Raw genomic sequence first — 22,512 nt, 5'->3', positions numbered from 1 at the left:
GATGTCCATGTCACTGCCGTTGTGGTAGCCCATAACGGCAGCGACTATCTTCCCCGAACCCTCGCGGCCCTGGCGGACCAGACCCGGCCCGTGAACTACGCCATCGGCGTCGACACCGGTTCCCGCGACGATTCCAAGGAACTGCTTCAACGGGCCCTGGGTGAAGCTAACGTGGTCAGCCACCAGCGCGGCAAAGGCGGCATGGGAGCCGCTGTTTCCGCCGGGCTGGCAGAGCTCGCACCGTGGAGCGGAAGCGCTGCCGGCGGCAGGTCCGAGTGGATCTGGCTGCTCCACGACGACGCAGCCCCTGACCCGCAGGCTTTGGCCGAGCTGCTCAGCGCCGTCGAACGTGCCCCTTCCGTGACCGTTGCCGGTTGCAAGCAATTGGATTGGCATGCGGGGAGGAACCTGATAGATGTCGGCCTTTCCACGAGCCGCTGGGCGGAGCGGTTGACCCTGATCGACGCCGACGAGCTCGACCAGGGGCAATACGACGGACGCAGCGACACCTTCGCGGTGAATTCCGCCGGCATGCTGGTGCGCCGCGACGTTTGGGAGCAACTGGACGGCTTCGACCCTGCCCTGCCGGGCAGCGGCGACGACGTTGACTTCTGCTGGCGCAACCGGCTGGCCGGGCACCGCGTGGTGGTTGTACCGGCAGCCAGGATGTTCCACGTGGCGCACCGGCCCCATGCCCTGGGCAACGCCGCAGCAGCGCGGAAAGCCCAGGTTCACCTGCGCCTCAAGCATGCCCCACTGGGGATGGTTCCGGTTCATTGGGCAGGGGCGCTCCTGGGCAGCCTGTTCAAACTCGTGCTGAGCATTCTGGTCAAGGACCCAGGGCACGGCGTGTCGCAGCTCGTTGCCACCTGCGCTGCCTTGAGCCGGCCGCGGGCGGTCGCGAGGACCCGCCGCAGCGCGCGGCAAACCCGCCGGATCCGTCGCTCCGTCATCCGCAAGCTCCAGACGCCCAGGCGCGAAGTCTGGAGCCATCGGCGGTCCCTGATGGAGGCTCTTGGATCGGATACATCGCCCCCGGACGACCTTGAGCAGGATCCGCTGGCCCACCAGCCGTCGGGCGATGCGTCCGACGACTTTGCGGCGTTGGCCACCACGAAGCGGGGCTGGGTGGGCAACGGTGCACTTGCCGCCGTCATCCTTGCGTCTGTTGCGTCCCTCCTGGCCCTGACGGGTCTTTTCCGGGCTGACGCCGTCGCTGGTGGTGCCCTTATTCCAGTCTCCGCCAGCCTGGGTGACATCTGGCACCACGCCTCCAGCTGGTGGATTAACCTGGGGGCAGGGCTGCCCGGCAGGGGAGATCCATTCGACTACGTCCTCTGGATCCTGGGCGTCCTGGGAGGAGGCGACGCCAACCCGGCCGTGGCCTGGCTGCTCCTGCTTGCGGCGCCGCTGTCCGCGCTCACTGCATGGTTCGCCGCCGGAGGGCTGACGGTCCGCCGCCGGCTCCGGCTTGCCGCGGCAGTCCTTTGGGCCGCCGCCCCTGCACTCCAGGTGGCACTGAACCAAGGCAGGGCCGGCGCCCTGATTGCCCACATCATGCTCCCCCTGCTGGTCCTCGCACTGCTGAGGGCGACTGGATCAGCTGCAGGGCACGGCCGCTTCAGGCTGCCGCCCCCTTCTGAACGCCGCCCCTTTGAAAAGCCACCTGCAAGGCCTGGCATCAACGGCATCCCGTCGTGGACGGCAGCGGCCGCAGCCGGTCTTGTGCTGGCTGTTGTTGTTGCCTCTGCTCCTTCACTCCTGGCCCCGTCCGCCGTGGTCATCGTGCTCTGCGGCCTCCTGCTTGGCCGCCGCGGCCGCACAGTCTGGTGGGCACTGCTGCCCACAGCCGCCCTGTTCATTCCCTTCGGACTCTCCGTGCTTGACCGGCCGCGGGCGTTGCTGGCGGATCCTGGCCTGCCCCTGGCTTTTGACGCCGCTCCAGCGTGGCAGCAATTCCTGGGCCAGCCCCTGCGGTTTGATCCGCAGGGAGGGCTGGAAGGGCTTCCACTCTTCGCCGGCGGCACGGTGCCCTGGGCGCTGTTGCTGGCGCTCCTCGTGGCCGCCCCGGTGCTGGCACTGGCTCTTGCCGGGCTTTTGATACCCGGGAACCGTGCCAGGCTGGCGGGGTCTTTCTGGGTCGCTGGGATCATCGCTCTCGTCGGTGGGTGGTTGGCCAGCCACGTGGCCACTGCGGTGAACGCGGACGTCCTCGTGACTCCCTTCACGGGTCCGGCTGTCTCAGCCACCGCTTTCGCCCTCCTGGCAGCAGGCATCCTGGGAGGAGAGAGACTCCTGGCGATGGCGGACAGCGCGGCGGCCGGCACCCGGGCCAGGCACAAGGCAGCTTTTCGCTCAGCCGTTGCCCTTGGCATGGTAATCCTGCTTGCCGGGCCCTTGGCCGGAATGGCTGCCTGGTCAGCCCAAAACCTGCTCCGCCCCGGCACCGCTGCCTCCGCCGCCGGGACCGGTTCCCCGTCCGCCGGCGCCGAAACCGGCTCCGCGGCAACTGGTTCCGGGGGAGACCGCCCAGCCGCCCCGCTCGGTGCTAAGCGTCTGGTGGAAGCCGTTAATGCCAGGACGCTTCCCGCCACTGCGATCGACCGGGGAACCGGGCCGGAGCAGACCCGGACGCTGCTCATCAGCACGCGCGACGACGGAACGTTTGACGCATCCGTGGTGCGCGGCTCCGGCACCACCCTCGACAACCTGTCCACCATTGCCTCCGCACGGAACATCATCGGCAGCCCCGGAAGCGAGACCGTCCGCGAGGACGACGACGTCTCATCCACAGTCCGGCGTGCGGTGGCCACCCTCGTTGTGGGCCAGGGAGTGGACCCGCGCAGCGACCTGGAGCAGCTGGGTGTGGGATTCCTCGTCCTGCGCTCAACGGATACCGCGGCCCAGCTGACGGCAAGCAGAATGGATGCGGTACCGGGGCTCGTGGCGGTCGGCCAGACCGATGTGGGCTGGCTCTGGCGGATTACCCCGTTGAACCGGCCGGCGCTGGAGGCCGCCGATGTGGCACACCGGGTGAGGATCGTGGATGGGAGCGGCGCTGCCATCGCGTTGGTGCCCTCGGCCTATAACGACGTGGACGCCCCCGTGCCGGCCGGCCCCGAAGGGCGCCTGCTGGTGCTCGCTGAACGCGCCGATTCCGGCTGGAGCGCGTGGCTTGACGGCCGCAGGCTGACATCGACCACCTCCGGCTGGTCCCAGGCCTTCACCCTCCCCGCGGCCGGAGGCCATCTGACAGTCCGCTACGAGAACCCCTGGGCGCTGTGGACGGCCATTGCCCAGGCCACAGTGATTGGGCTGACGGTCCTGCTCGCCATCCCAATACCGGCCCGGCGGCCGAGGACCGGCCTGTCCCGTGACGAGGGCTCCCTGCGTAAGGAACACCAGAATGCATGAGCACAAAGTCCCCGGCGGGGCGCCCGATGCCCACCACGATGGTGGCCCCGTCACGCCGACAGGGACGGAGTCATCAGCTCTGAGGCCCGCAGGCAGCGGCTCAACAGCCACCGGCCAGCGGCCTGCCGGCAAAGGAAACAGGGCGGCATTGATCGGGGCCGCGGCGGCAGCACTCATCCTGGCCGGCGCCGGAGCGGTAGTTGCCGGCGGATCGCTCCTGCCGGTTCCTGAGTCGACCCGGCCCGTGCCCGCCACGGCAGCAGCGGTCCCGGCAGGGACTAGCCTGGGCGTCTGTCCTGGTCCTGCCCGGCTGCTCGAGGGCACAGAAGCGGGAACCGATCCACAATTCAGTCCCGTTTCTGCTACTGCGGCCAGTGCCGTGACCGGTGCGGTGCTGGGTGCGGCAGGGGTACTGCCTGCCAGCCGGCTGGCCCAGCTGGACGGGACTGCCGCCGTCGAGATCGCCAAAGAATCCGGTCAGTCGCCGGCTCCGGCCGGCCCGCCCCAGGAACCTGTGGCGGGCGTGCTCGCGTCCCGGCCGGTGGACCAGGTGACCATTCTCAGTGCCGATGCGTTGTCGAACCAACAGGCTTCATCTGCAGGGGCGATGAAATTCACCGCTAGCGACGGTGACCTCCAGGGCACCGCGACGTCCAACTGCCAGCAGCCCTCCAACGACCAGTGGCTCGCGGGGGCAAGCACCACTGTGGGGCGGACGTCCGTGCTGATCCTGGCAAATGCCTCCAGCACACCGGCCACGGTGAGCCTTGAGCTTTTCGGCGGCGGCGGACAGATCCAGGCACCAGGCAGCCGAGGCCTGCTGGTAGCGCCGGGAACGTCGCGGTCCATAGTCCTCGCGGGGCTCGCGCCCGGAGAGGAGCAGCTCAGCGTCCATGTCCGCAGTGCGGGCGGTCCTGTCGCAGCAGTGATCCAGCAAAGCGTCCTGCGCGGCCTAACGCCGGGAGGAGTGGACTTCATCGCCCCCGGCGCGGCGCCTGCAGTACGGCAGGTCATGGCGGGCGTCGACATCCAGGACCCTGCCGGACTGGCCCAGCTGACCGGCAAGCCAGGGTACGAGGACGCCGGACCCGCGCTCCACCTGACAGTGCCCGGTCCGTCGGATGCAGTGGTGGAAGTCAAGCTCTACGGCAGTGACGGCCAGAAGGCACTGCCCTCCGGCGGTGTCGTCACTGCCAAGGCCGGGGCTGTCACCGAAGTTTCCCTCGCGGGTGTCCCCGCCGGGCAATACACGGTGGCCGCATTATCAGACGTTTCTTTTGTGGCCGCTGCGCGCGTCTCACGCGGGCTCCAGGAAGGCCAGGCCTCGGACGTGGCGTGGGCAGCGTCCGGAGTTCGCCTCGGGAGCCAGCACGTTGTTCCGGTGCCCCAGGGCGGGGTCCGCCACATGGTCTTCGGTGCGCTGGATGACAGGGCTACCATCACCTACTCAGCCATCACATCCGACGGCAAGGTCCGCGCGGCGTCCACCGCAGATATCGCCGGCGGCACCACGTCCTCCATCGCCGTTCCTGACAAGGTGGAGGATGCCGGCGTGGTGGGCTACGTGGTGTCCGCCTCCGGCGGAGCGGCCTACGGGGCTTTGCTGGTGCAGCAGGACGGCAGGAACGACGTATCCACCCTGGCGTTCCTGCCGGAAGCCGCAGGCCAGGAAACAGTGCCGGTTACCCTTAGCTACTGAGGACCTCAGGGGCTCAGTTGCCGGCGTCAGTACCGGCGGCGGTAGACCGGGTCCAGTGTCTCCGGAGCAACTCCCAGCATCTCAGCGGTGTGCTCCACCACGACGTCATGAACCAGGTCCTGGAGCTCTTCGGGGCCGGGGCAGGCCTGCTCAACCACGCGCCGGTACACCGTGATCATCGGTCCTTCGCCGTCCGTAGCCGGAGTGTAGGAGCCCATGGGGGCTGTGGCGGCGTTGGCCGCCAACTGTTCCAGATCGGGCGGAATCTCATCCACGCCGAACCGGACGCCGTCCAAAGTCTTTCCCCAGATATCGTGGAGGCGTTGTGCCGAATCGAGCACCATGTCATCAAAGCGGTCCGAGCGCGTGCGGTAACCGGGATGTGTTGGGAGCATGACCTCCCCGCGGAGTCCCCGTCCGTGGCGGTTCCGGCGGCGCATTGCGAAGCTTTTGCCCGGAGAACCGGTGCCCTGAACTTCCGGGGCATCCGGATCAGCCAACCGGACCGTGAAACCTGATTTCTGGTTCGATGACTGCATACTTCGACTCTAAACCCGCCGCTTGATTTACGCGATAGATTCCACCTGCAGCGAAGGCGCGTCCTGCCCGCAGTGCCAATGCGCCGTTTTGGCACCGACACGGAGTAGTCTGTGATGTCGTGGGAGCTATCCGTCAGTGTTCAAGATCGGCCTGCCGCCAGTCAGCGGTGGCAACTCTGACCTACGTGTACGCAGACTCCACCGCGGTCCTGGGTCCGCTCGCCACGTACGCCGAGCCCCACTGTTACGATCTCTGCGAACAGCACGCAGACTCCCTCACCGTTCCCCGCGGCTGGGAAGTCCTGCGGCTGGCCATGCCCGCAACGCCCCAGCAGCCCGGCCCTGACGACCTTCTGGCCCTGGCCAACGCTGTCCGGGACGCAGCGGCGTTGCCCACCCAGGCCCAGCAGCCTCCTGCCCAGCGCGGCCACCATTCAGCCCTCGAAGCGCCGGCCGGGGCAGAAGGCACCCGAAGGGGACACCTGCGCGTGCTGCGTGAACCCTCCTGAGCACCGTCTGGCGGTAGGCTGGTAGCTGAAACCAGTCCGCTACCGGCGCGAGCGCGCCCGCCAGGGAGCATCACTACATGCCAAAAATCAGTCCTGAGCTTTTGTCCGTCCTGCGGTGCCCCGTGACGGGCGCACCCCTGGTCCAGGAGGGCGAGGAACTGGTGGCCGCCCTCACCGGCGAAGCCGGGGCCGCACCGCGGTATGCCATCGAGGACGGGATTCCGCTGCTCCTGCCTCCAGAGCTGCTCCCGGCAGCCACCGCCGCCGGGATGGACCAGCACAATTCCGCTTCCGGAACTTCTGAGGCCCCCTAGCGGAACCACCGGGCTATCCAACCCCAGGAGCACAAGCACCGCGGTTGCCGCTCCGCACCCATACAGAAATACCGGGACATCAGCATTCCGGACGGGACTAAGGACCATTCATGACTTTTGATTACAAGGTTGCCGATATCACGCTGGCCGAAGCCGGCCGCCACCAGATCCGCCTTGCCGAACACGAAATGCCCGGCCTGATGGCGCTTCGGGAGGAATTCGGGCCCACTCAGCCGCTCAAGGGTGCACGGATCGCAGGATCCCTGCACATGACGGTGCAGACTGCCGTACTGATCGAAACGCTTACCGCCCTGGGCGCTGAGGTCCGCTGGGCCTCCTGCAATATCTTCTCCACGCAGGACGAGGCCGCCGCGGCCGTGGTTGTGGGCAACGGCACTGTTGAGGACCCGCAGGGCGTGCCCGTGTTCGCCTGGAAGGGCGAAACCCTCGAAGAGTACTGGTGGACCGCCGAGCAGATCCTCACGTGGCCGGGCGCCGAGTCCAACCCGGAGCTCGGACCGAACATGATCCTTGACGACGGCGGGGACGCCACCATGCTGGTGCACAAGGGCGTCGAGTTCGAGGCCGCAGGCAACGTGCCGTCCGCGGACCCCACTGACTCCGAAGAGTACGGAATCTTCCTGGACGTGCTGCGCCGTTCCATTGGGGCGGACCCGCACAAGTGGACCAGGATCGCAGCCACCATCAAGGGCGTCAGCGAGGAAACCACCACGGGAGTCCACCGTCTCTACCAGCTTGCCGAACAGGGCAAGCTGCTGTTCCCCGCCATCAACGTCAACGACTCCGTCACCAAGAGCAAGTTTGATAACAAGTACGGAATCAGGCACTCGCTGCCGGACGGCATCAACCGCGCCACGGACGTACTCATGGGCGGCAAGGTCGCCGTCGTCTGCGGCTACGGCGACGTTGGCAAGGGAGCCGCGGAAGCGCTGCGCGGCCAGGGTTCGCGTGTCATTGTCACCGAAATCGACCCCATCTGCGCGCTGCAGGCAGCGATGGACGGCTACCAAGTGGCAAAGCTTGAATCCGTCCTTTCCCAGGGCGATATCTTCATCACCACCACGGGCAACAAGGACGTCATCATGGCCGAGCACATGGCCGGCATGAAGAATAAGGCGATAGTCGGCAACATCGGTCACTTCGACAACGAGATCGACATGGCCGGGCTGGCCAAGGTCCCCGGCATCAAGAAGGTGGAAATCAAGCCGCAGGTCCACGAATGGGTCTTTGACGAGGGCAGTGATGCAGAACGCTCCATCATCGTCCTCTCGGAAGGGCGGCTGCTGAACCTGGGCAACGCCACGGGACACCCGTCCTTTGTGATGAGCAACTCCTTCGCCAACCAGACCATCGCCCAAATAGAGCTGTGGACCAAGAAGGATCAGCCGGAAAGCGAACGCGAATACGAAAACCAGGTGTACGTCCTCCCCAAGGTCCTTGATGAAAAGGTGGCCCGCCTGCACCTCGAGGCCCTGGGCGTTGAGCTGACCGAGCTGACCAAGGACCAGGCCGAGTACCTGGACATCGATGTTGCCGGCCCCTACAAGCCCGAGCACTACCGTTACTAAGAAGTGAGGTGCCCGGGTGCTGCGCGCACCCGGGCTGTTACTTCCTGCGCCTAGGATCAAAATATGGAGCCTGAAGTCCAATCCCGCCGCCCCGGGACCCTCAAGAAAATCCTCGTCGTGGTGGCCGTCTGCGTTCTCGCGGCCGTCGGCGGGGTTTTCGCTGCCGTGGCTCCGGGCCTCGCCCGGGGCGCCATTGAGTCCGAGGCCGGCTCCACCGTCAGGACGTCCCCTGGCATAGCCTCGCCGGTTATCGCCCCGGTCAAGTCCGAGGCCACACCGGCTGACGGCGCCAAGCAGGTGAACCCGGCAGCACCAGTTTCGCTGCAGGTGACCAACGGCACCATCGAGCGGGTCACACTTACCAGCACTTCAGGTGAAACGGTGGAGGGCCGCATCGACGCCGGAGGCACAGGCTGGTCAGCTGCCGCGCCGTTGAAGTTCAATACCGAGTACCGCTACACCTACGTCGTCAAGGACAGTGCGGGACGGGACACAAGCACCACCCAGTCCTTCAGCACAGTGTCCAGCTCGCATGAGGCGGACGCCGCCATCTACCCGCTGGACGGCATGAAAGTCGGTGTGGGGCAGCCTCTGCAGATCATCTTCAGCGAGCCCGTGCTTCACCGCGACGCCGTTGAGAAGGCCATCACCATCACCAGCAGCGCAGGCCAGGTAGGCGCGTTCCACTGGCACAGCGACACCATGGTGCGGTACCGGGCAGAAAACTTCTGGACTGCAAACTCCATTGTTTCCATGGACATGAAGCTCTTCGGCGTGGACCTCGGCAACGGCCAGATCGCCAACTTCAACAAGAAAGTCAACGTTTCCATCGGTGACAAAAAGGTGGCGGTCGCTGACGCCGCCGCGCACACGTTCACCCTGAGCGTCAACGACCAGGTGGTCAAGACCCTGCCGGTCAGCATGGGGGACAAGCGCTTCCCGTCTGCCCGCGGCTACGGGGTGCTGATGGAAAAGAAGCGGTATGACCACTTCCGGGCCTCAAGCATCGGACTGAAACCGGATGACCCCGCCTACTATGGCGACAAGGACGTGGAGTACACCATCCGTCTCACCCTGAGCGGTGCCTATATCCACCAGGCACTGGAGTCCGCCTACCCGTTTATCGGTAACACGAACGTCTCGCACGGCTGCATTGGTTTCGCTCCCGACGGCGCCGCCTGGGTTTTTGAGAACATGGGCACCGGGGACGTGGTCAACATTGTGAACACCGAAGGTGATTACGCCGCACACGACGACGGGTTCGGGGACTGGAACATCCCCTGGAGTGAATACGACAACTAGGGGCTCAGCTACCGAATGGCAGCCGGTGCAGCCTCTCGCCAACCTCGGTGTTGCGCCGTCGTGATTGCGTCAGCCGGTTGAGTTCCCTGTTCCGGCGTTCAGCGACGACGGCGGCGAGGTAGTCGTCCGGGGTGGTCCCCGGCGGCGGCGGCGGAGCCACGTGGGCGGAAAGCTCCGAAGCGATGGATGTTGACAGCTCCGCCCGCGACCGGGGAGCCATCCGTCCCGCCTGCCGAATGAATTGGGAAGCCCTCCGCGCGGTCGCATCCGGAATCCTGCCGATGTCGGCGCTGGCGGCCCAGGCCCGCAGCCGGGGCGGCACGAACACCGCAACGGGCTGCTCAACCGGTACCCTGGTGCGGATGGCGTAGGTTCCGGCCATGAGGTCCCCCAGCCGGCGGGACCTGTCATTAAACATGGCAACAGTCAGCGCAATCCCGCCGAACGTCAGGTAAATCTCGAGGAACCCTGTCAGGCCCCGGATCACGGCGTGGCGAAAGCGGATGGCGCCGCCGTCCTCCCGGACTACCCGGAGGCCGGCGGCCAGCTTTCCCAGCGACAGTCCGCGGCTTAGCGTTTCGACTGCCACGGGCACGATGACCAGGGAAAAGACCACACTGGACAGGACCAGGGCACGCAGCGCGGCCTCGTCCAGGTCCTCACCGGCAGCAGCCAGGCCCATCAGGATCACCACGAGCAGGATGACATTGAAAGCAACATCCAGCAGCAGGCCGAGTGCGCGAGCGGCAAAAGATGCCGGGCGCAGCTCCAGCAGCACTGCTTCGCCGGTGACTATCGAACTCACAGTTGCTCCTTGGTCTTCCGGCATAAGGTGTGGTCGCTCAAAGTCTAGTGCCGTGCCGCTAGGCTGGTGCCGTGGATATGGACGCCTTCACCGCTGTCAACGCGGACAAGTGGGCACGGCTGCACGAGCTCGCATCCCGGAACAGGCTGAGCGGGCGCGAGGCCGATGAACTGCTGGTGTTGTACCAGTCCACGTCCTCGCACCTGTCGCTGATCCGCTCGGTTGCCCCCGAAAGCGGACTTTCCGCCTCGCTGTCCGCCACCCTGGCACAGGCAAGGACACGCTTCACCGGCGCGCGGTCCAACCTGATGGCGGACTTGGCACGGTTTTTCGTCGTGGCACTGCCGGCCGCGTTTTACCGGCTGACCTGGCTGACACTCGCCTGCGGCGCAGCATTCACCCTCATCGGCGCGGCGTACGCACTCTGGATCGGCACGTCCCCCGAGGCCCTGCGGGCCGTGGCCTCAGAGGCGGCCGCCCGGCAATACATCGAGGAAGACTTCATCGACTACTACTCGGAAAACCCGGCGGCCTCCTTCGCCGGTGCCGTGTGGACCAACAACGCCTGGATCAGCGCCCAGGCGGTTGCCCTGGGGATCACCGGCTTCTGGGTCCCGATGATCCTGTTCATGAATGCACAGGGGGTGGGCATAGCAGCCGGAATCTTCGCCGCCGCTGGCAAGACCGACGTCTTTTTCAGCTACATCCTGCCGCACGGCCTCATGGAACTCACCGCCGTGTTCATTGCCAGCGCCGCAGGCCTGCGGATCTTCTGGGCCATGGTGTCCCCGGGCCCGCGGACCAGGGGCAGGGCTGTGGCGGAGGAGGGGAGATCCCTGATAACTGTGGCGCTGGGCCTGGTGCTGGTGCTGTTCGTGTCCGGCCTGGTGGAGGGATTCGTCACGCCGAGTGGGCTGCCGGTTTGGGCCAAGATCACTATTGGGGCAACAGTGCTGGCGGCCTACTGGACATATGTGATGGTCTGGGGGCGGCGCGCCTACCTGTCGGGTGAACGGGGTGACCTTCGGCGGGAGGATGCCGGTTATACGGAAATCGCTGCCTGAATCGTTGTAATCGGAACGGGGTGGTTCCTCGCCCAGCTGACGGCCCGGACGGTAGGCTCGAAAACAGATGAAGCGCGCCGGCTGGCCCCGGTTCGGCGTGGAAGCACAACGGAAGTGACGCTGCTGTGAAAGACGAAACACCGGCCCGCGCCAAAAGCGCGGAACCGCAGCCGGAACCTCTCCTGGATACGTCCGGGGACTCCGACGAGCCCGCCTTTTCCTGGCTCACGCCCGGCGGAAGCGGGTCCAGCGCGGCAGCTGGCTCTTCGGCCGCGGCTGCTGCCGGTTCCAGCCCTGCCGGTTCCGGGCGTGCCGATTCCAGCCCTGCCGGCGCCCATGCCATTGAACACGACGGGGACGGAGCCGCCCAACCGGGGAGCCGGGCGGACCGCAAAGCTGCCGAGGCCGCCTCCGAACGCTCCGGAGACGAGAGTTCAGCTGCCTTCAAAGAGCCGCTTCCCACCTCGGCGCTGCACGTCCGGCCGCCCGAGGAAGAGGTGGAGCGCCGGAACGCGCAGCGGGAAAGTGCCGCCAACGCCAAGCCTGTGGCACCGCGCGTGATGCAGGTTTTGCTGGCCGTCTTCTTCCCGCTGGTGTTGCTGATCCTGGCTGTCCGGGCGGTGGCCAGTCCACTGTTTCTGTGGGTGGAATACAACCGGCCCGGCTTCCCCGGCGACGGATACGGCTTCAGCACGGACGACCGGATGACCTACGGCTCCTACGCCGTGGATTACCTCAGCAACTGGGCCGGACCGCGCTACCTGGGCGACCTGGTCCATCGCAGCGGGGACAAGCTGTTCAAGGACGGCGAGGTCAGCCACATGGCTGACGTCAAGCTGGTGATCCTGTCAACGTTCGGTGCCGGCGTGCTGCTGGTCCTGCTGAGCATCATCGCCGTCCTTTACCTGCGCAGGCGAAGCACCGGGGGAGTCCGGCGGGGCCTGTTCGCCGGTTCAATTATCACGCTGGTGCTCATCCTCGGCCTGGGCACCCTGGCCGTCCTGGGCTGGCAGCAGTTCTTCACCGAGTTCCACCGGATCTTTTTCGCCGACGGGTCCTGGACCTTCAGCCTGGAGGATACCCTGATCCGGCTTTTCCCCGGCCAGTTCTGGATTGATGCCGGCATGGTGATCGCGGGACTGGTGCTGCTGGCGGCTTTGGTGACGCTGATCCTCACCTGGCCCACGCGCCGGCGCCGCGGCCTGGTCAAGGACGCCCGTGGTGGTGTCAAGGAGGAACGGGAAGCAGCCGCGGACCAGGCGGCGTAGCCCTTGGCAGTCAGCCGTACAGCTTGACGATTTCCTCGCCGTAATCACGCACGACGACGGCACGCTTCAGTTTCAGGGAGGGCGTCCGGTGTCCTGAGTCCACGGTGAACTGGGTGTCCAGGAGCGAGAAGCTTCGGATGGACTCCGCCCTAGGAGGTCCCTCTTCCTGCCGGTGACGGTGAGGAAACCCTGGGCATCCAGTTCGCCGAGGTCGCCGGTGCGGAAGAACCCGTCCACGAATGCTTCGGCATTTGCGGCCTGGTTGGCGTGGTAGCCCCTGAAGACCCCTATCCCCTTGACCAGGATCTCGCCGTCTTCAGCTACCCGGATGGTGGTGCCCGGAATGGGAATTCCAACTGATCCCACGCGGGTCCGGGACGGGTGTTGACGATGCAGGGGGCGGTGGTTTCGGTCAGGCCGTATCCCTCGAGGACCGGCATTCCGGCGCCCCGGAAAAAGTGGGCGTCTCCGAGTCCGAGGGGACTGGCGCCGGATACCGTGTACCGCACCTGGCCGCCGAAGGCCTGCCGGAGGCGCGGGTACAGCAGGCGGTCGAAGACCGCGTGCCGGATCCGGCACAGCAGGCCCGGGCCAGTGCCCTCCCTTCGGCTTCGTTTGTCCTCTTCCCGCGAGTATTCAATAGCGGCGGCTGACGCTGCCCCGAAGAGCCCGGATTTGCCGGCCACCGTGGCCTCATGCGCGGCTGTGGCCCGGACTTTTTCGAAGATCCGGGGCACCACCAGCAGGAACGTGGGCCGGAACGTGCCCAGGTCGTCGAGGAGTTGCGCTGGCCCGGGGGTGTGCCCCAGGGTTGCCCCGGCAGCGAGGCTAACCACCTGCACGGCGCGCGCAAGGACGTGCGCCAGCGGCAGGAACATCAGGGTGCGCGCCTGTTCCTGCTGCAGCAGCTCCGGCAGGAACGCCACGATGTTCTTTGCTACCAAGGCGAAATTGCCGTGGGTGATTTCGCATCCCTTGGGACGGCCGGTGGTGCCGGAGGTGTAGACCAGGCTGGCGACGTCGTCCAGGCCCGCCCTGCTCCGGTGACGTTCAAGCTCCGCGTCTGTGACGCCCGTCCCGGCAGCGGCGAGGCTGGCGAGGTCCGGCGCTTCGCCGTCATAGTCCATCCGCACCACGTTGACCAGCCGGTCCCGAAGCAGCGCGGAGCCAGCCACGACTCCGCTGACGAGGTCCACGGTGGCGCGGTCCCCGGCAAAAACGCGGCGGACCCCCGCGTCCTGGATGATCCATTCCACCTGTTGGGCGGAGGATGTCTCGTAGATGGGCACCGTCACCGCGCCGGCAAACCAGACGGCGAAATCAACCAGGGTCCACTCATAGGAAGTGGGGGACATGACGGCAACGGTATCGCCCGGTTCGATTCCGCCCGCGATCAGGCCTTTGGCGAGGGCGCTGACGTCCTGCAGGAACCTGTGGGCGGGGACGTCCACCCAGCCGTTGGGACCTTTCCGCCGGTAGAGGGCATGGGCGGGATTGGCCGCATGCCGCTCCAGCAGCAGGTCGGTCACGTTGCTGGCGGCGTCAACCTCAACCAGCAGTTCGGTGTTCGCTTCTCTCACAGCAGGTCTCCGTTCCGCTGCCATAGCGCGGCAGCGGCTCCGTTCGGGGGTCTGACGCCATCCTGCCCTAGATCCAGGACGGCATCCACATCCGGACTTTCCAGTCCTCGTAGGGAATGGTCTCGGCAGTCCAGACAGGATAGAAGAAGGCTGACAGCAGGACGGCGGCCGCCAGGAACAGGGCCACCAGGTACAGCCCGGCGCGGCGGCGCCAGGGCGGATCCTCAGCCCTGCCCAGGACGAGCCCCAGGCAATACACCAGGGCAAGGACCAGGAAAGGCTCGAAGGACACGGCGTAGAAGTAGAACATGGTCCGTTCCGGATAGAGGAACCACGGCAGGTATCCGGCAGCCACACCGGCCAGCACAGCGCCAGCCCGCCAGTCACGCCGCCCGGCCCACCAGAAGAGGAGCACCACCAGGGAAATCACGGCGCCCCACCAGATCAAAGGGTTTCCCACGGACAGGATGGCCGCGGTGCACTTTTCCACCACGCACCCGGGGCTGCCCTGTTGCGGCGATTCATAGAAGAACGACGTCGGCCTGCCGAGTACCAGCCAGCTCCAGGCGCTTGCCTCGTACGGGTGCTCCGATCCCAGCCCCTGGTGGAAGGTATAGGCCTCGCGGTGGTAGTGGGCCAGGGAGCGGACCGGGTCCGGCACCCAGCCCCAGGCATCGGAGGGGTTGCTCTCGGCCCACCGGCGGAAGTATGCGTCCTCCGACCGGAACCATCCTGCCCACGCGGCCGTATAGACGAGGCCGGCCACCGGAACCATGCCGAGGAACGCCGGAATTCCGTCCTTGATGATGCCGCCACTGATCCAGCCACGAATTCCGGCCACCCGCCGGGCGTTGAGGTCCCAAAAGACCGTGAGGAGTCCGAAGCCCGCCAGGAAAAACAGGCCCGACCATTTGGTCCCCACGGCAAGGCCCAGGCAGACTCCGGCAGCAAGGCGCCACCAGCGGACTCCGAGCCAGGGCCCGGAGAGCAACTGGCCTGCAGCCGGGCCACCGCCGTGGGCAACGGCAGCGCCGGCCAGCCGCAGTGCGAGCCGCCGCCGACCGTCATCGCGGTCGAGCAGCAGGGCGCCAAAGGCGGCGAGAATCCAGAACATCAGGAAGATGTCCAGCAGCGAGGTGCGGGACATCACCAGGTGGTGGCCGTCCACCGCCAGCAGCAGGCCGGCGGCTCCCGCGAGGGGAAGCGACCGGAACAGCTTCAGGGCAATCAGGGACACCAGCAGGATGGACAGCGTGCCGGTCAGCGCCGCCGCGAAACGCCAGCCGAACGGGTTGTCCGGACCGAAAAGCCACATCCCGGCGGCAATCATCCATTTGCCCACGGGTGGGTGCACCACATACTCGGGAGAGCCCAGCAGCACTTCCGGGTTTCCGGCATTGAAGGCATCGTTGGCCTTGTCCGGCCAGCTGCGTTCATAGCCGCTGATTAGGTAAGAGTAGGCGTCCTTGACGTAATACGTCTCGTCGAACACCAGCTTGGGTGGAACCTCCAGCCGGAAAAACCTCAGAATCCCGCCGGCAACGGCTGTCAGTACGGGAACCAGCAGGAACCACAATCTCAGGGAGGGCGAGTAATCCCGCCAAGCAGGCACGGACCCCAGGAGCCGCGCCAGGAGGGCGTCCACGGTGAAGGCCTCGGCAGGGCGGCTGATCCAGGGCCGCATGGGGGAACTCCCCCGGCTGCCGGGCGACCCCCCGGTTTCATTGCCGAACCCCGCTGGGATGGCCTGCCCGGTCCCGCCTGGCCGCGTCGAGGTCTGCGTCACGAGCCCCATGCTACCGTTTGCGGCCTGCACACGGCCGCAGCAGTAGGCTGGAGGCGTGGACCCTAACCCCAGCACCCTTCCTGATCCCGGCCAACCGACCGCAGGGCGCATCGTCCTTGCCGCCACTCCGATCGGGAACACCGGTGACGCCTCGGCACGGCTGGTGGAACTGCTGGGAACAGCGGACATCGTCGCTGCGGAAGACACGCGGCGGCTGCACCGGCTGGTCCAAAGCCTCGGTGTGACAGTCGCGGGGCGGGTGATCAGTTACCACGAGCACAACGAGGCGGCGAAGACGTCCGAGTTGCTGGAACAGGTACGGTCGGGGAGCACTCTGGTCATGGTCACGGATGCGGGTATGCCATCAGTGTCGGATCCGGGTTTCCGGCTGGTTGAAGGCGCCGTTGCGGCCGGCCTCACCGTCACCGCTGTTCCGGGCCCCTCAGCGGTGCTCACGGCCCTTGCCCTGTCCGGCCTGCCCACTGACCGTTTCTGCTTTGAAGGGTTCCTGCCGCGGAAAGCGGGCGAACGGGCGTCACGGCTGGCGGACCTTGCGGGGGAGCGGCGCACCATGGTGTTCTTTGAGGCACCGCACCGGCTGGAGGCCATGCTCCGGGCCCTGCGGGAACGGTTCGGACCGGACCGCCCGGTTGCCGTGTGCCGGGAGTTGACCAAGACGTACGAAGAGGTGGTCCGCGGGACACTGGGTCAACTTTTGGCGTGGGCGGAGAGCACGGACATCAGGGGAGAGATCGCCGTTGTCCTCGGCGGTGCGCCCGGGCAGGCTGCAGGGACACCGCAGGATCATGTGGCAGCCGTTAATGAGCTGGTGGCCCAGGGCATCCGCCTGAAGGAAGCCGTGGCTGCCGTGGCGGACGACGCGCGGGTCAGCAAAAGGGAACTCTATTCGGCAGTGCTTGCGGCACGGTAGCGCTGCTGCGCCGCTGCATCCTCTGCTGTGCAGGTGCACAGCAATCTAAAGCTTCGGCAGTGCGCAAAGGCGTAGACCCTTGCAGCAGCCAGCAGTAGTCTGGCAACTAATCAGCCCGCAATCCGGACGGCATTTCCGCCCGACATCGGCGGGCTGCAATAACCCCTACTGACAAGGGAGTCATCGTGACTGTCACTGCACAGCCGGCCGTTTCCGCAGAACGCGAAAGCGCCCTTTTGGCCTCTGTTCCCACTGGCCTGCTTATCAACGGTGAGTGGCGGGACGCCGCTTCCGGCAAGACCTTCGACGTCGAAGACCCAGCCACGGGGAGGGTGCTGCTGAGCATTGCCGACGCCGGAGCCGAAGACGGGAAGGCCGCACTGGATGCCGCCGTGGCTGCCCAGGAGTCCTGGGCGAAGGTGCCGCCTCGCGAACGCGGTGAGATCCTCCGCAGGGCTTTCGAACTGGTCACGGAGCGCGCGGAGGACTTCGCGCTGCTGATGACCATGGAGATGGGCAAACCGCTGGCCGAAGCCCGCGGCGAGGTCACTTACGGCGCCGAATTCCTGCGCTGGTTCTCCGAAGAAGCCGTCCGCGCCTTCGGCCGTTACTCCGTCTCCCCGGACGGCAAGTCCCGACTGCTGGTGACCAAGAAGCCGGTGGGTCCGTGCCTGCTGATCACGCCGTGGAACTTCCCGCTGGCGATGGCCACCCGAAAGATCGCCCCTGCTGTCGCTGCCGGGTGCACCATGGTCCTGAAGTCGGCCAACCTCACCCCGCTCACTTCGCAGCTCTTCGCCGCCGTGATGATGGAAGCGGGCCTGCCCGCCGGCGTCCTCAATGTCATACCCACCTCGACGGCGGGTGCCACTACCGGCCCGCTCATCAAGGACTCCCGGCTGCGGAAGCTGTCCTTCACGGGTTCCACCGAGGTAGGGCGCCGCCTGCTGGCGGACGCGTCCGAAACGGTCCTGCGCACCTCCATGGAACTGGGCGGCAATGCCCCGTTCGTCGTCTTCGAGGACGCGGACCTGGATGCCGCCGTCGCCGGTGCCATGCTTGCCAAGCTGCGGAACATGGGTGAAGCCTGCACGGCAGCGAACCGCTTCATTGTTCACGAATCCGTCGCCGCAGAGTTCGCAGAGAAGTTCGCCGCGAAGATGAAGGAGATGACCACCGCGCGCGGCACTGAACCGGAATCCAAGTTGGGCCCGCTGATTGATGCCAAGAGCCGGGACAAGGTCCACGAACTCGTGTCCGACGCCGTTGCCTCCGGCGCGAAGGCCGTCCTGGGCGGCGGTCCGGTGGAGGGCCCGGGCTACTTCTACCAGCCCACCATCCTCTCCGGCGTCACCGAAGGCACCCGCATCCTGTCTGAGGAAATCTTCGGCCCCGTCGCCCCCATCATTACCTTCAGCAGCGAAGACGACGCCGTGCGCCTGGCCAACAATACCGAATACGGACTGGTGGCCTACGTCTTCACCAAGGACCTTAACCGCGGCATCCGGATGGGCGAAAAACTTGAAACCGGGATGCTCGGCCTGAACGCCGGCGTCATCTCCAATGCCGCGGCACCCTTCGGCGGCGTCAAGCAGTCCGGCCTGGGGCGTGAAGGCGGCCTGGAGGGCATCGAAGAATACCTTTACACGCAGTACATCGGCATCGCCGATCCCTACGCCGAATAGCAGCTGCGTCCGGCGTAGGGACCGCGGTCCCGCGTTACTGCTGAACGCCGTCGCGCGCTCCCGGCCTGGAAGCAACAGGCCAGGAGTGGGCGGCGGCTTTTGCTGTCCTGACGGCGAATTTCCCGGCAGCGGCGAACGGGGCGGCCAGCAACCGGCCAAGACGGCCCGTGATTGACGGCGGGATCCAGGCAGCCTGCAGCCTGCGCAGCAACGGGGCGTTGGCCCGCAGCGACAGTTCCACGGCAGTAATCCTCGTGGCCACTGTGCTTTCGTTAGCCTTGGCGGAGGGCGCACCGCCATTCTCTGCCAAGGTCCCAGGAACGGGAAGCGGCGGGCGGCCGTAGTTGTGGCGTTCGTAATCCGCCGTGAGTGAGAGGGCTGCCCGGTGCGCATCCCGGTCCAACCCGTCCGGATCTCCCAGCAGGGCGTCGCGGAGGCGTGCGGAATACGCCCGCGGTGTCTCGCTTGCGCCCGGGGGCAGGCCGTAGTCCGTGCCGAGGTCCAACAACTCACGCCATCCCAGCGGCACCGCGGCGCCGCGGTCCTGCGACCGGAGCCGCCTTGCCCGGATGCCTGTCCTCACCAGCCGGGGGGCAGCCAGCAAAAGCACGATCCCCATGATGGCGCCCGCACCGAGGAGCCACGGCAGCAGCGGCACGCCCGTTTCAGTGCTTCCGCCGCCGCCGGGGGCGGGAAGCGGGGTGGCGCTGGGTACTGGGGCAGGTGCCGGAGTGGCGTCCGGCACCAGGTCCTGGTTGTTTTCCAGCGCATTAGGGGCGGCGGGGGCCGCTGATTCGATGGCGTAATCGGGAACCACACCGCGGGAAGGGGTGGGCTCGAAAGGCACCCAGCCCAGGCCCTGGAAATAGAGTTCGGGCCAGGCGTGGGCATCTCGGGCATCCACTTCGTACTCGGGCAGCGCTCCCTGGCCGGTCACCGTAACAGTGGCGCCGGTTAGCCTGCCGGGGGCGTATCCAACGGCTATGCGGCTGGGGATGCCCTCCAGACGTGCCATGACTGCCATGGCGGACGCGTAGTGGATGCAGTAGCCGCTCTTCTGCTCCAGGAAGTCCGCGAGGACTGAGAGCCCGTTGCCGTCATAGCCGCCCTGCACCGGCGACTGCAGGGAATAGGTGAATTCGGCCGACCGGAGGTACTTCTGGATCACCAGTGCCTTTTGGTACGGCGTGCCTGCGGAGCCGGCCACGGTTCCGGCAGTGGTACGGACGATGTCGGGCACATTCCCTGGAATCCTGGTGAAATCGTCCGGAATGCCCTGCACCGGAGCTGAGGACCGCGCGAGGACGCTGGCCGTCAGTTTGGGTACGGAGGAGGTGACCAGGTACTCCTGTCGCCGTGAGGTGGTGGACTCGGATCCCTTGATGGTCAAAGTGGCAGGGTCCCAGGTCCAGCGGCCGTTGAGCCCCCGAACGGATTCGGGCGCGTAGGGGGCCGGAAGGTAAGGACTGTTGAAGCTCCCGGCGTCAATGGCCGTGACCAGCCGCAGCTGTTCATCCGCCAGCACTGTGTAACCAGGCTCGATCCGGCCGGCCATCGGCAGGCGGGAGGAGTCACGGTCGTCGGGGCCCCAGGAATCGCCGTCGAAGTGGTCCACGGTGACAGAGCGCAGGTACAGCGGCGTTGACGCATTGGTGGCATAGGTGATCCGCCCGCTGCCGTCAGGGGTGCGGAGGCTGTTGCCAAGGGTGATCATGGGATTCAGGCCTGTAGAAGCGCCCCACGGATTGAGGCGGGACCCTTGCGGAAAGGTCCCCTGATCGAAGCCGGGAATGGCCAAGGGCACCACCAGGGTGGCCGCCAGGGCAATGGAGCCGGTGAGTACTGCGCGCCTCGTTTGCCCAGGAGTGCGGGCGGAATCGGTCTGCAGCCTCGCATCGGGAGCAAACCACTGGCTGCAGGCCAGGATCATCAGGTACCCGGCCACGGTGGCTGAGAACCCCCAGAAGCCCACGCTCTGCGGCTTGATCATCGCCGGTACCACCAGGAGGGCCAGCAGTCCCACACCGGTGGCGGCAGGCATGCCGAGGGGCAGCGCGAGTGCGTCCACCAGGATGACCGCCAAACCCAGGACGGCACAGATGACCATGACGATCCCAACGTTGGGCGCCACGGGTGCGGTCTCGGAAAGTACCGTTTCGCTGGCACGGCGAATCAGGCGGTCCAGGTCGCCCAGGGTGCCGGGAGTGGGGATAACGCCGGCAATGCTGGAGCCGCGGAAGAATGTCAGGGTCAGGATCATGCCCAGGGAGAGGAACCCGCCGGCTGTCACCAGCAGCGGCTGCGCACGCAGCGACCTGAGGGCGGCAAGCGTAAAGCTGACCACCAGCACGGTGGTCAGCGCAGCCCAGTACCATCCCCAGCCCCGGAGCACGCCGTTCAATGAGAGTGCCGCGCCGGAGACCGCAACGGTAATCGCTGCCGCCATGGCCCAGGGATAGGCGCCGACCCGGGGGCGGGTTGCCGGCCTTTCCGCGTAGGTTCCCGGCCGCTGGCCGGTTCCCGGACTCCGCGCTGGTGCCAGGGTCACTGTGCCACCCCCGCTCCGCGCCGGACCTCCGCTGCAGGGACGGGCACGGCCACCTCCTGGTCGAACTGGTTCCAGGCCGCAGCCACCGCCGCCGAGGGCGCCACAGCCACCGCCCGCCAACCTCCCTGCCGAAGCACCTCCAGCACCTCCGTGAATTCTTCCGGTTTCTCAACGACGATGATTGCGAAGGCATTGGTGGCGTACGCTGCGGCCGGGGCCAGGGCAAGTGCCTCCATGCGTGAGACGGCTCCCAGCACCGCTATCACCGGCCCCCGCATCCGGTGGGCGGACAGCTTGTCCATGAGCACGTCACCAAATACCTCGGGCCCCGCCTCATGAATGCTGCCCTCCCTGCCGCCGGCCGCCCGCCCCAGCGAGGTATTCCCAAGTACGCCCCTGCCCGCCAGATCATAAAGGGGGTTTTCGCGGCGGCCATGGAGCGGCCCGGCCAACTGGATTGCAGCCAGGCTCTCACTGATGGACTGCAGGCCGGCTGCTCCGCTGTATTCCTCCACTTCGGGCTCCGGCGCGGACGGTGAGCGGAGGAAGGCCGGTTCGCCGCCGGTGTCCAGCAGGCGCAGGGCGTAGTTTCTCTCCGCCAGGTGCGCACTGATGGACATGACGGCCACTACGGACCACTCGAAGGTCCCGCTGGTGGCCATGGCATGTCCATGCTGTGCCGCCTGCCCGGGCACTCCCGCCCAGGAGCCCCCGGCAAACGCGCTGAATTTGTGGTCCATGATGATGGTGGCTTCTGGCGTGGTGACGGATTCCTCCTGCCGCACCATGAGGTCTCCGTGCCGTGCAGTGGCAGCCCAGTGCACCCGCCGCATCGGGTCGCCGTGGCGGTATTCGCGCGTCATCACGTCGTCGTCGCTGGGGTTGGCCCGGATCCTGGTGGCGGTGATCCCGTCGTTGCCCCGTGCGCCGGCCAGCCCGGTCAGGGGAAGGACGACGGCGGCAGGGGTCACGGTGAGGGTGTCGCCGTCGTCTATTGCCTGGCGGTGCAGTGAAAGACCGAACGGGTCGGTGAATTCCGCGGTCACGGGGCCGATGAGGAACTGGCCGCGCTGTGCTGAACGCAGGTGGTATTCATACCGGCTGGTGCCCCCGGTGGCAGAACGCGAAGGGAAGCGGAACGCGGGCGATTGGCCGAAGCGGGGTGGAAGCCGTTCCTCCATTGTTGCCCTGCCGCTGCTGTTGCCTGTGCGGGCCACTGCGAGCCGCACCACGGTGGGCGCTGACGTTTCCACCGGCGACGGGTTGAACTCGCGGTACACCTGGAATCTGGGTTTGATCAGCCGGATCCCGGCGAGGGAGACCAAGGGAAGCACTATCAGGAGCACGCTCAACGTCAACAGGTCCCTGCGGCCCATGACATGGGCAGCACCAAGGGCGATGCCGCCCGCGGCAATCATGCCCCAGCCGCGATGCGTGAAGAGGTGTCGGGGTACCCTGTCCAGCAGCGCCATGATGTCC

Annotated in this window: 15 protein-coding genes and 1 pseudogene; 10 read left to right on the top strand and 6 right to left on the bottom strand. The window is 66.6% G+C overall.

The features are described 5' to 3' along the window. Window positions 1–21: 21 nt before the first annotated feature. A complete protein-coding gene (locus tag FDW81_RS07060) occupies window positions 22–3,414 on the top strand; it encodes a glycosyltransferase family 2 protein (RefSeq protein ID WP_138133452.1) in 3,393 nt (1,130 codons plus the stop codon). After that, the gene (locus FDW81_RS07055) at window positions 3,407–5,113 is read left to right on the top strand and encodes a DUF5719 family protein (RefSeq protein ID WP_138133450.1); all 1,707 of its coding nucleotides are present in this window, start codon (window positions 3,407–3,409) and stop codon (window positions 5,111–5,113) included. Before FDW81_RS07060 ends, FDW81_RS07055 begins: the two co-directional genes overlap by 8 nt. Window positions 5,114–5,139: 26 nt before the next feature. Here the strand turns inward: FDW81_RS07055 and FDW81_RS07050 are convergent, their stop codons facing one another. Next, complete coding sequence (locus tag FDW81_RS07050; protein ID WP_138133448.1) at window positions 5,140–5,652, bottom strand: metallopeptidase family protein; 513 nt, start codon at window positions 5,650–5,652, stop codon at window positions 5,140–5,142. 119 nt (window positions 5,653–5,771) lie between these two features. On the opposite strand from FDW81_RS07050, the gene FDW81_RS07045 reads away from it, so the two are divergent. The 4 genes from FDW81_RS07045 (at window position 5,772) to FDW81_RS07030 (ending at window position 9,366) form a co-directional block, all read left to right on the top strand. Next, the gene (locus tag FDW81_RS07045; protein ID WP_138133446.1) at window positions 5,772–6,161 is read left to right on the top strand and encodes a DUF3499 domain-containing protein; all 390 of its coding nucleotides are present in this window, start codon (window positions 5,772–5,774) and stop codon (window positions 6,159–6,161) included. Between the two features lie 77 nt (window positions 6,162–6,238). Continuing rightward, window positions 6,239–6,475 (top strand): Trm112 family protein, encoded by a 237-nt coding sequence (locus tag FDW81_RS07040; protein ID WP_138133444.1) that lies wholly within the window; start codon window positions 6,239–6,241, stop codon window positions 6,473–6,475. A 110-nt stretch (window positions 6,476–6,585) separates the two neighbouring features. Continuing rightward, window positions 6,586–8,064 carry an adenosylhomocysteinase gene (gene ahcY, locus FDW81_RS07035; RefSeq protein ID WP_138133442.1) on the top strand — a complete coding sequence of 493 codons (1,479 nt, stop codon included), beginning with the start codon at window positions 6,586–6,588 and terminating at the stop codon, window positions 8,062–8,064. A gap of 63 nt (window positions 8,065–8,127) precedes the next feature. Continuing rightward, entirely contained in the window at window positions 8,128–9,366 is a 1,239-nt protein-coding gene (locus tag FDW81_RS07030) for an Ig-like domain-containing protein (protein WP_138133440.1), read from the top strand. Window positions 9,367–9,370: 4 nt separating this feature from the next. Here FDW81_RS07030 and FDW81_RS07025 read toward each other — a convergent pair whose 3' ends face one another. Next, a complete protein-coding gene (locus FDW81_RS07025) occupies window positions 9,371–10,171 on the bottom strand; it encodes an RDD family protein (RefSeq protein WP_138133438.1) in 801 nt (266 codons plus the stop codon). Window positions 10,172–10,242: 71 nt separating this feature from the next. Here FDW81_RS07025 and FDW81_RS07020 point away from each other — a divergent pair, with 71 nt between their 5' ends. Both FDW81_RS07020 and FDW81_RS07015 read left to right on the top strand, forming a co-directional pair. Beyond that, window positions 10,243–11,235 (top strand): stage II sporulation protein M, encoded by a 993-nt coding sequence (locus FDW81_RS07020; RefSeq protein WP_205754599.1) that lies wholly within the window; start codon window positions 10,243–10,245, stop codon window positions 11,233–11,235. A gap of 125 nt (window positions 11,236–11,360) precedes the next feature. After that, entirely contained in the window at window positions 11,361–12,503 is a 1,143-nt protein-coding gene (locus FDW81_RS07015; protein ID WP_138133436.1) for a TIGR01906 family membrane protein, read from the top strand. Window positions 12,504–12,513: 10 nt separating this feature from the next. On the opposite strand, the pseudogene FDW81_RS07010 reads toward FDW81_RS07015, so the two are convergent. Beyond that, window positions 12,514–14,083 (bottom strand): annotated as a pseudogene (locus tag FDW81_RS07010) (long-chain fatty acid--CoA ligase). Between the two features lie 67 nt (window positions 14,084–14,150). Beyond that, the gene (locus FDW81_RS07005; RefSeq protein WP_370278817.1) at window positions 14,151–15,767 is read right to left on the bottom strand and encodes a dolichyl-phosphate-mannose--protein mannosyltransferase; all 1,617 of its coding nucleotides are present in this window, start codon (window positions 15,765–15,767) and stop codon (window positions 14,151–14,153) included. Window positions 15,768–15,924: 157 nt separating this feature from the next. On the opposite strand from FDW81_RS07005, the gene rsmI reads away from it, so the two are divergent. Then, a complete protein-coding gene (gene rsmI / locus FDW81_RS07000) occupies window positions 15,925–16,800 on the top strand; it encodes a 16S rRNA (cytidine(1402)-2'-O)-methyltransferase (RefSeq protein ID WP_138133432.1) in 876 nt (291 codons plus the stop codon). A gap of 185 nt (window positions 16,801–16,985) precedes the next feature. Further along, complete coding sequence (locus tag FDW81_RS06995) at window positions 16,986–18,485, top strand: NAD-dependent succinate-semialdehyde dehydrogenase (protein WP_138133430.1); 1,500 nt, start codon at window positions 16,986–16,988, stop codon at window positions 18,483–18,485. Between the two features lie 34 nt (window positions 18,486–18,519). Here FDW81_RS06995 and FDW81_RS06990 read toward each other — a convergent pair whose 3' ends face one another. Then, complete coding sequence (locus FDW81_RS06990; RefSeq protein WP_138133428.1) at window positions 18,520–21,033, bottom strand: DUF3488 and transglutaminase-like domain-containing protein; 2,514 nt, start codon at window positions 21,031–21,033, stop codon at window positions 18,520–18,522. Then, window positions 21,030–22,505: a DUF58 domain-containing protein gene (locus FDW81_RS06985; protein WP_138133426.1), complete on the bottom strand. Its 1,476-nt coding sequence runs from the start codon at window positions 22,503–22,505 to the stop codon at window positions 21,030–21,032. The genes FDW81_RS06990 and FDW81_RS06985 overlap by 4 nt, the downstream gene beginning before the upstream one ends. Between the last annotated feature and the right edge of the window lie 7 nt (window positions 22,506–22,512).

The organism is Pseudarthrobacter sp. NamB4 (genome assembly GCF_005796185.1).
In the GTDB taxonomy this organism is placed as follows: domain Bacteria; phylum Actinomycetota; class Actinomycetes; order Actinomycetales; family Micrococcaceae; genus Arthrobacter.
Note: the sequence above shows the minus strand (reverse complement) of the source record. Positions and strands in the feature narration are given on the sequence as shown.

Bases quoted from the DNA above. Each gene is read 5' to 3' on its own strand.
- FDW81_RS07050 (WP_138133448.1), bottom strand. From the start codon at position 5,652: ATGCAGTCATCGAACCAGAAATCAGGTTTCACGGTCCGGTTGGCTGAT.
- ahcY (WP_138133442.1), top strand. From the start codon at position 6,586: ATGACTTTTGATTACAAGGTTGCCGATATCACGCTGGCCGAAGCCGGC.
- FDW81_RS07040 (WP_138133444.1), top strand. From the start codon at position 6,239: ATGCCAAAAATCAGTCCTGAGCTTTTGTCCGTCCTGCGGTGCCCCGTG.
- FDW81_RS06985 (WP_138133426.1), bottom strand. From the start codon at position 22,505: ATGGCGCTGCTGGACAGGGTACCCCGACACCTCTTCACGCATCGCGGC.
- FDW81_RS07005 (WP_370278817.1), bottom strand. From the start codon at position 15,767: ATGCGGCCCTGGATCAGCCGCCCTGCCGAGGCCTTCACCGTGGACGCC.
- FDW81_RS07030 (WP_138133440.1), top strand. From the start codon at position 8,128: ATGGAGCCTGAAGTCCAATCCCGCCGCCCCGGGACCCTCAAGAAAATC.
- FDW81_RS07055 (WP_138133450.1), top strand. From the start codon at position 3,407: ATGCATGAGCACAAAGTCCCCGGCGGGGCGCCCGATGCCCACCACGAT.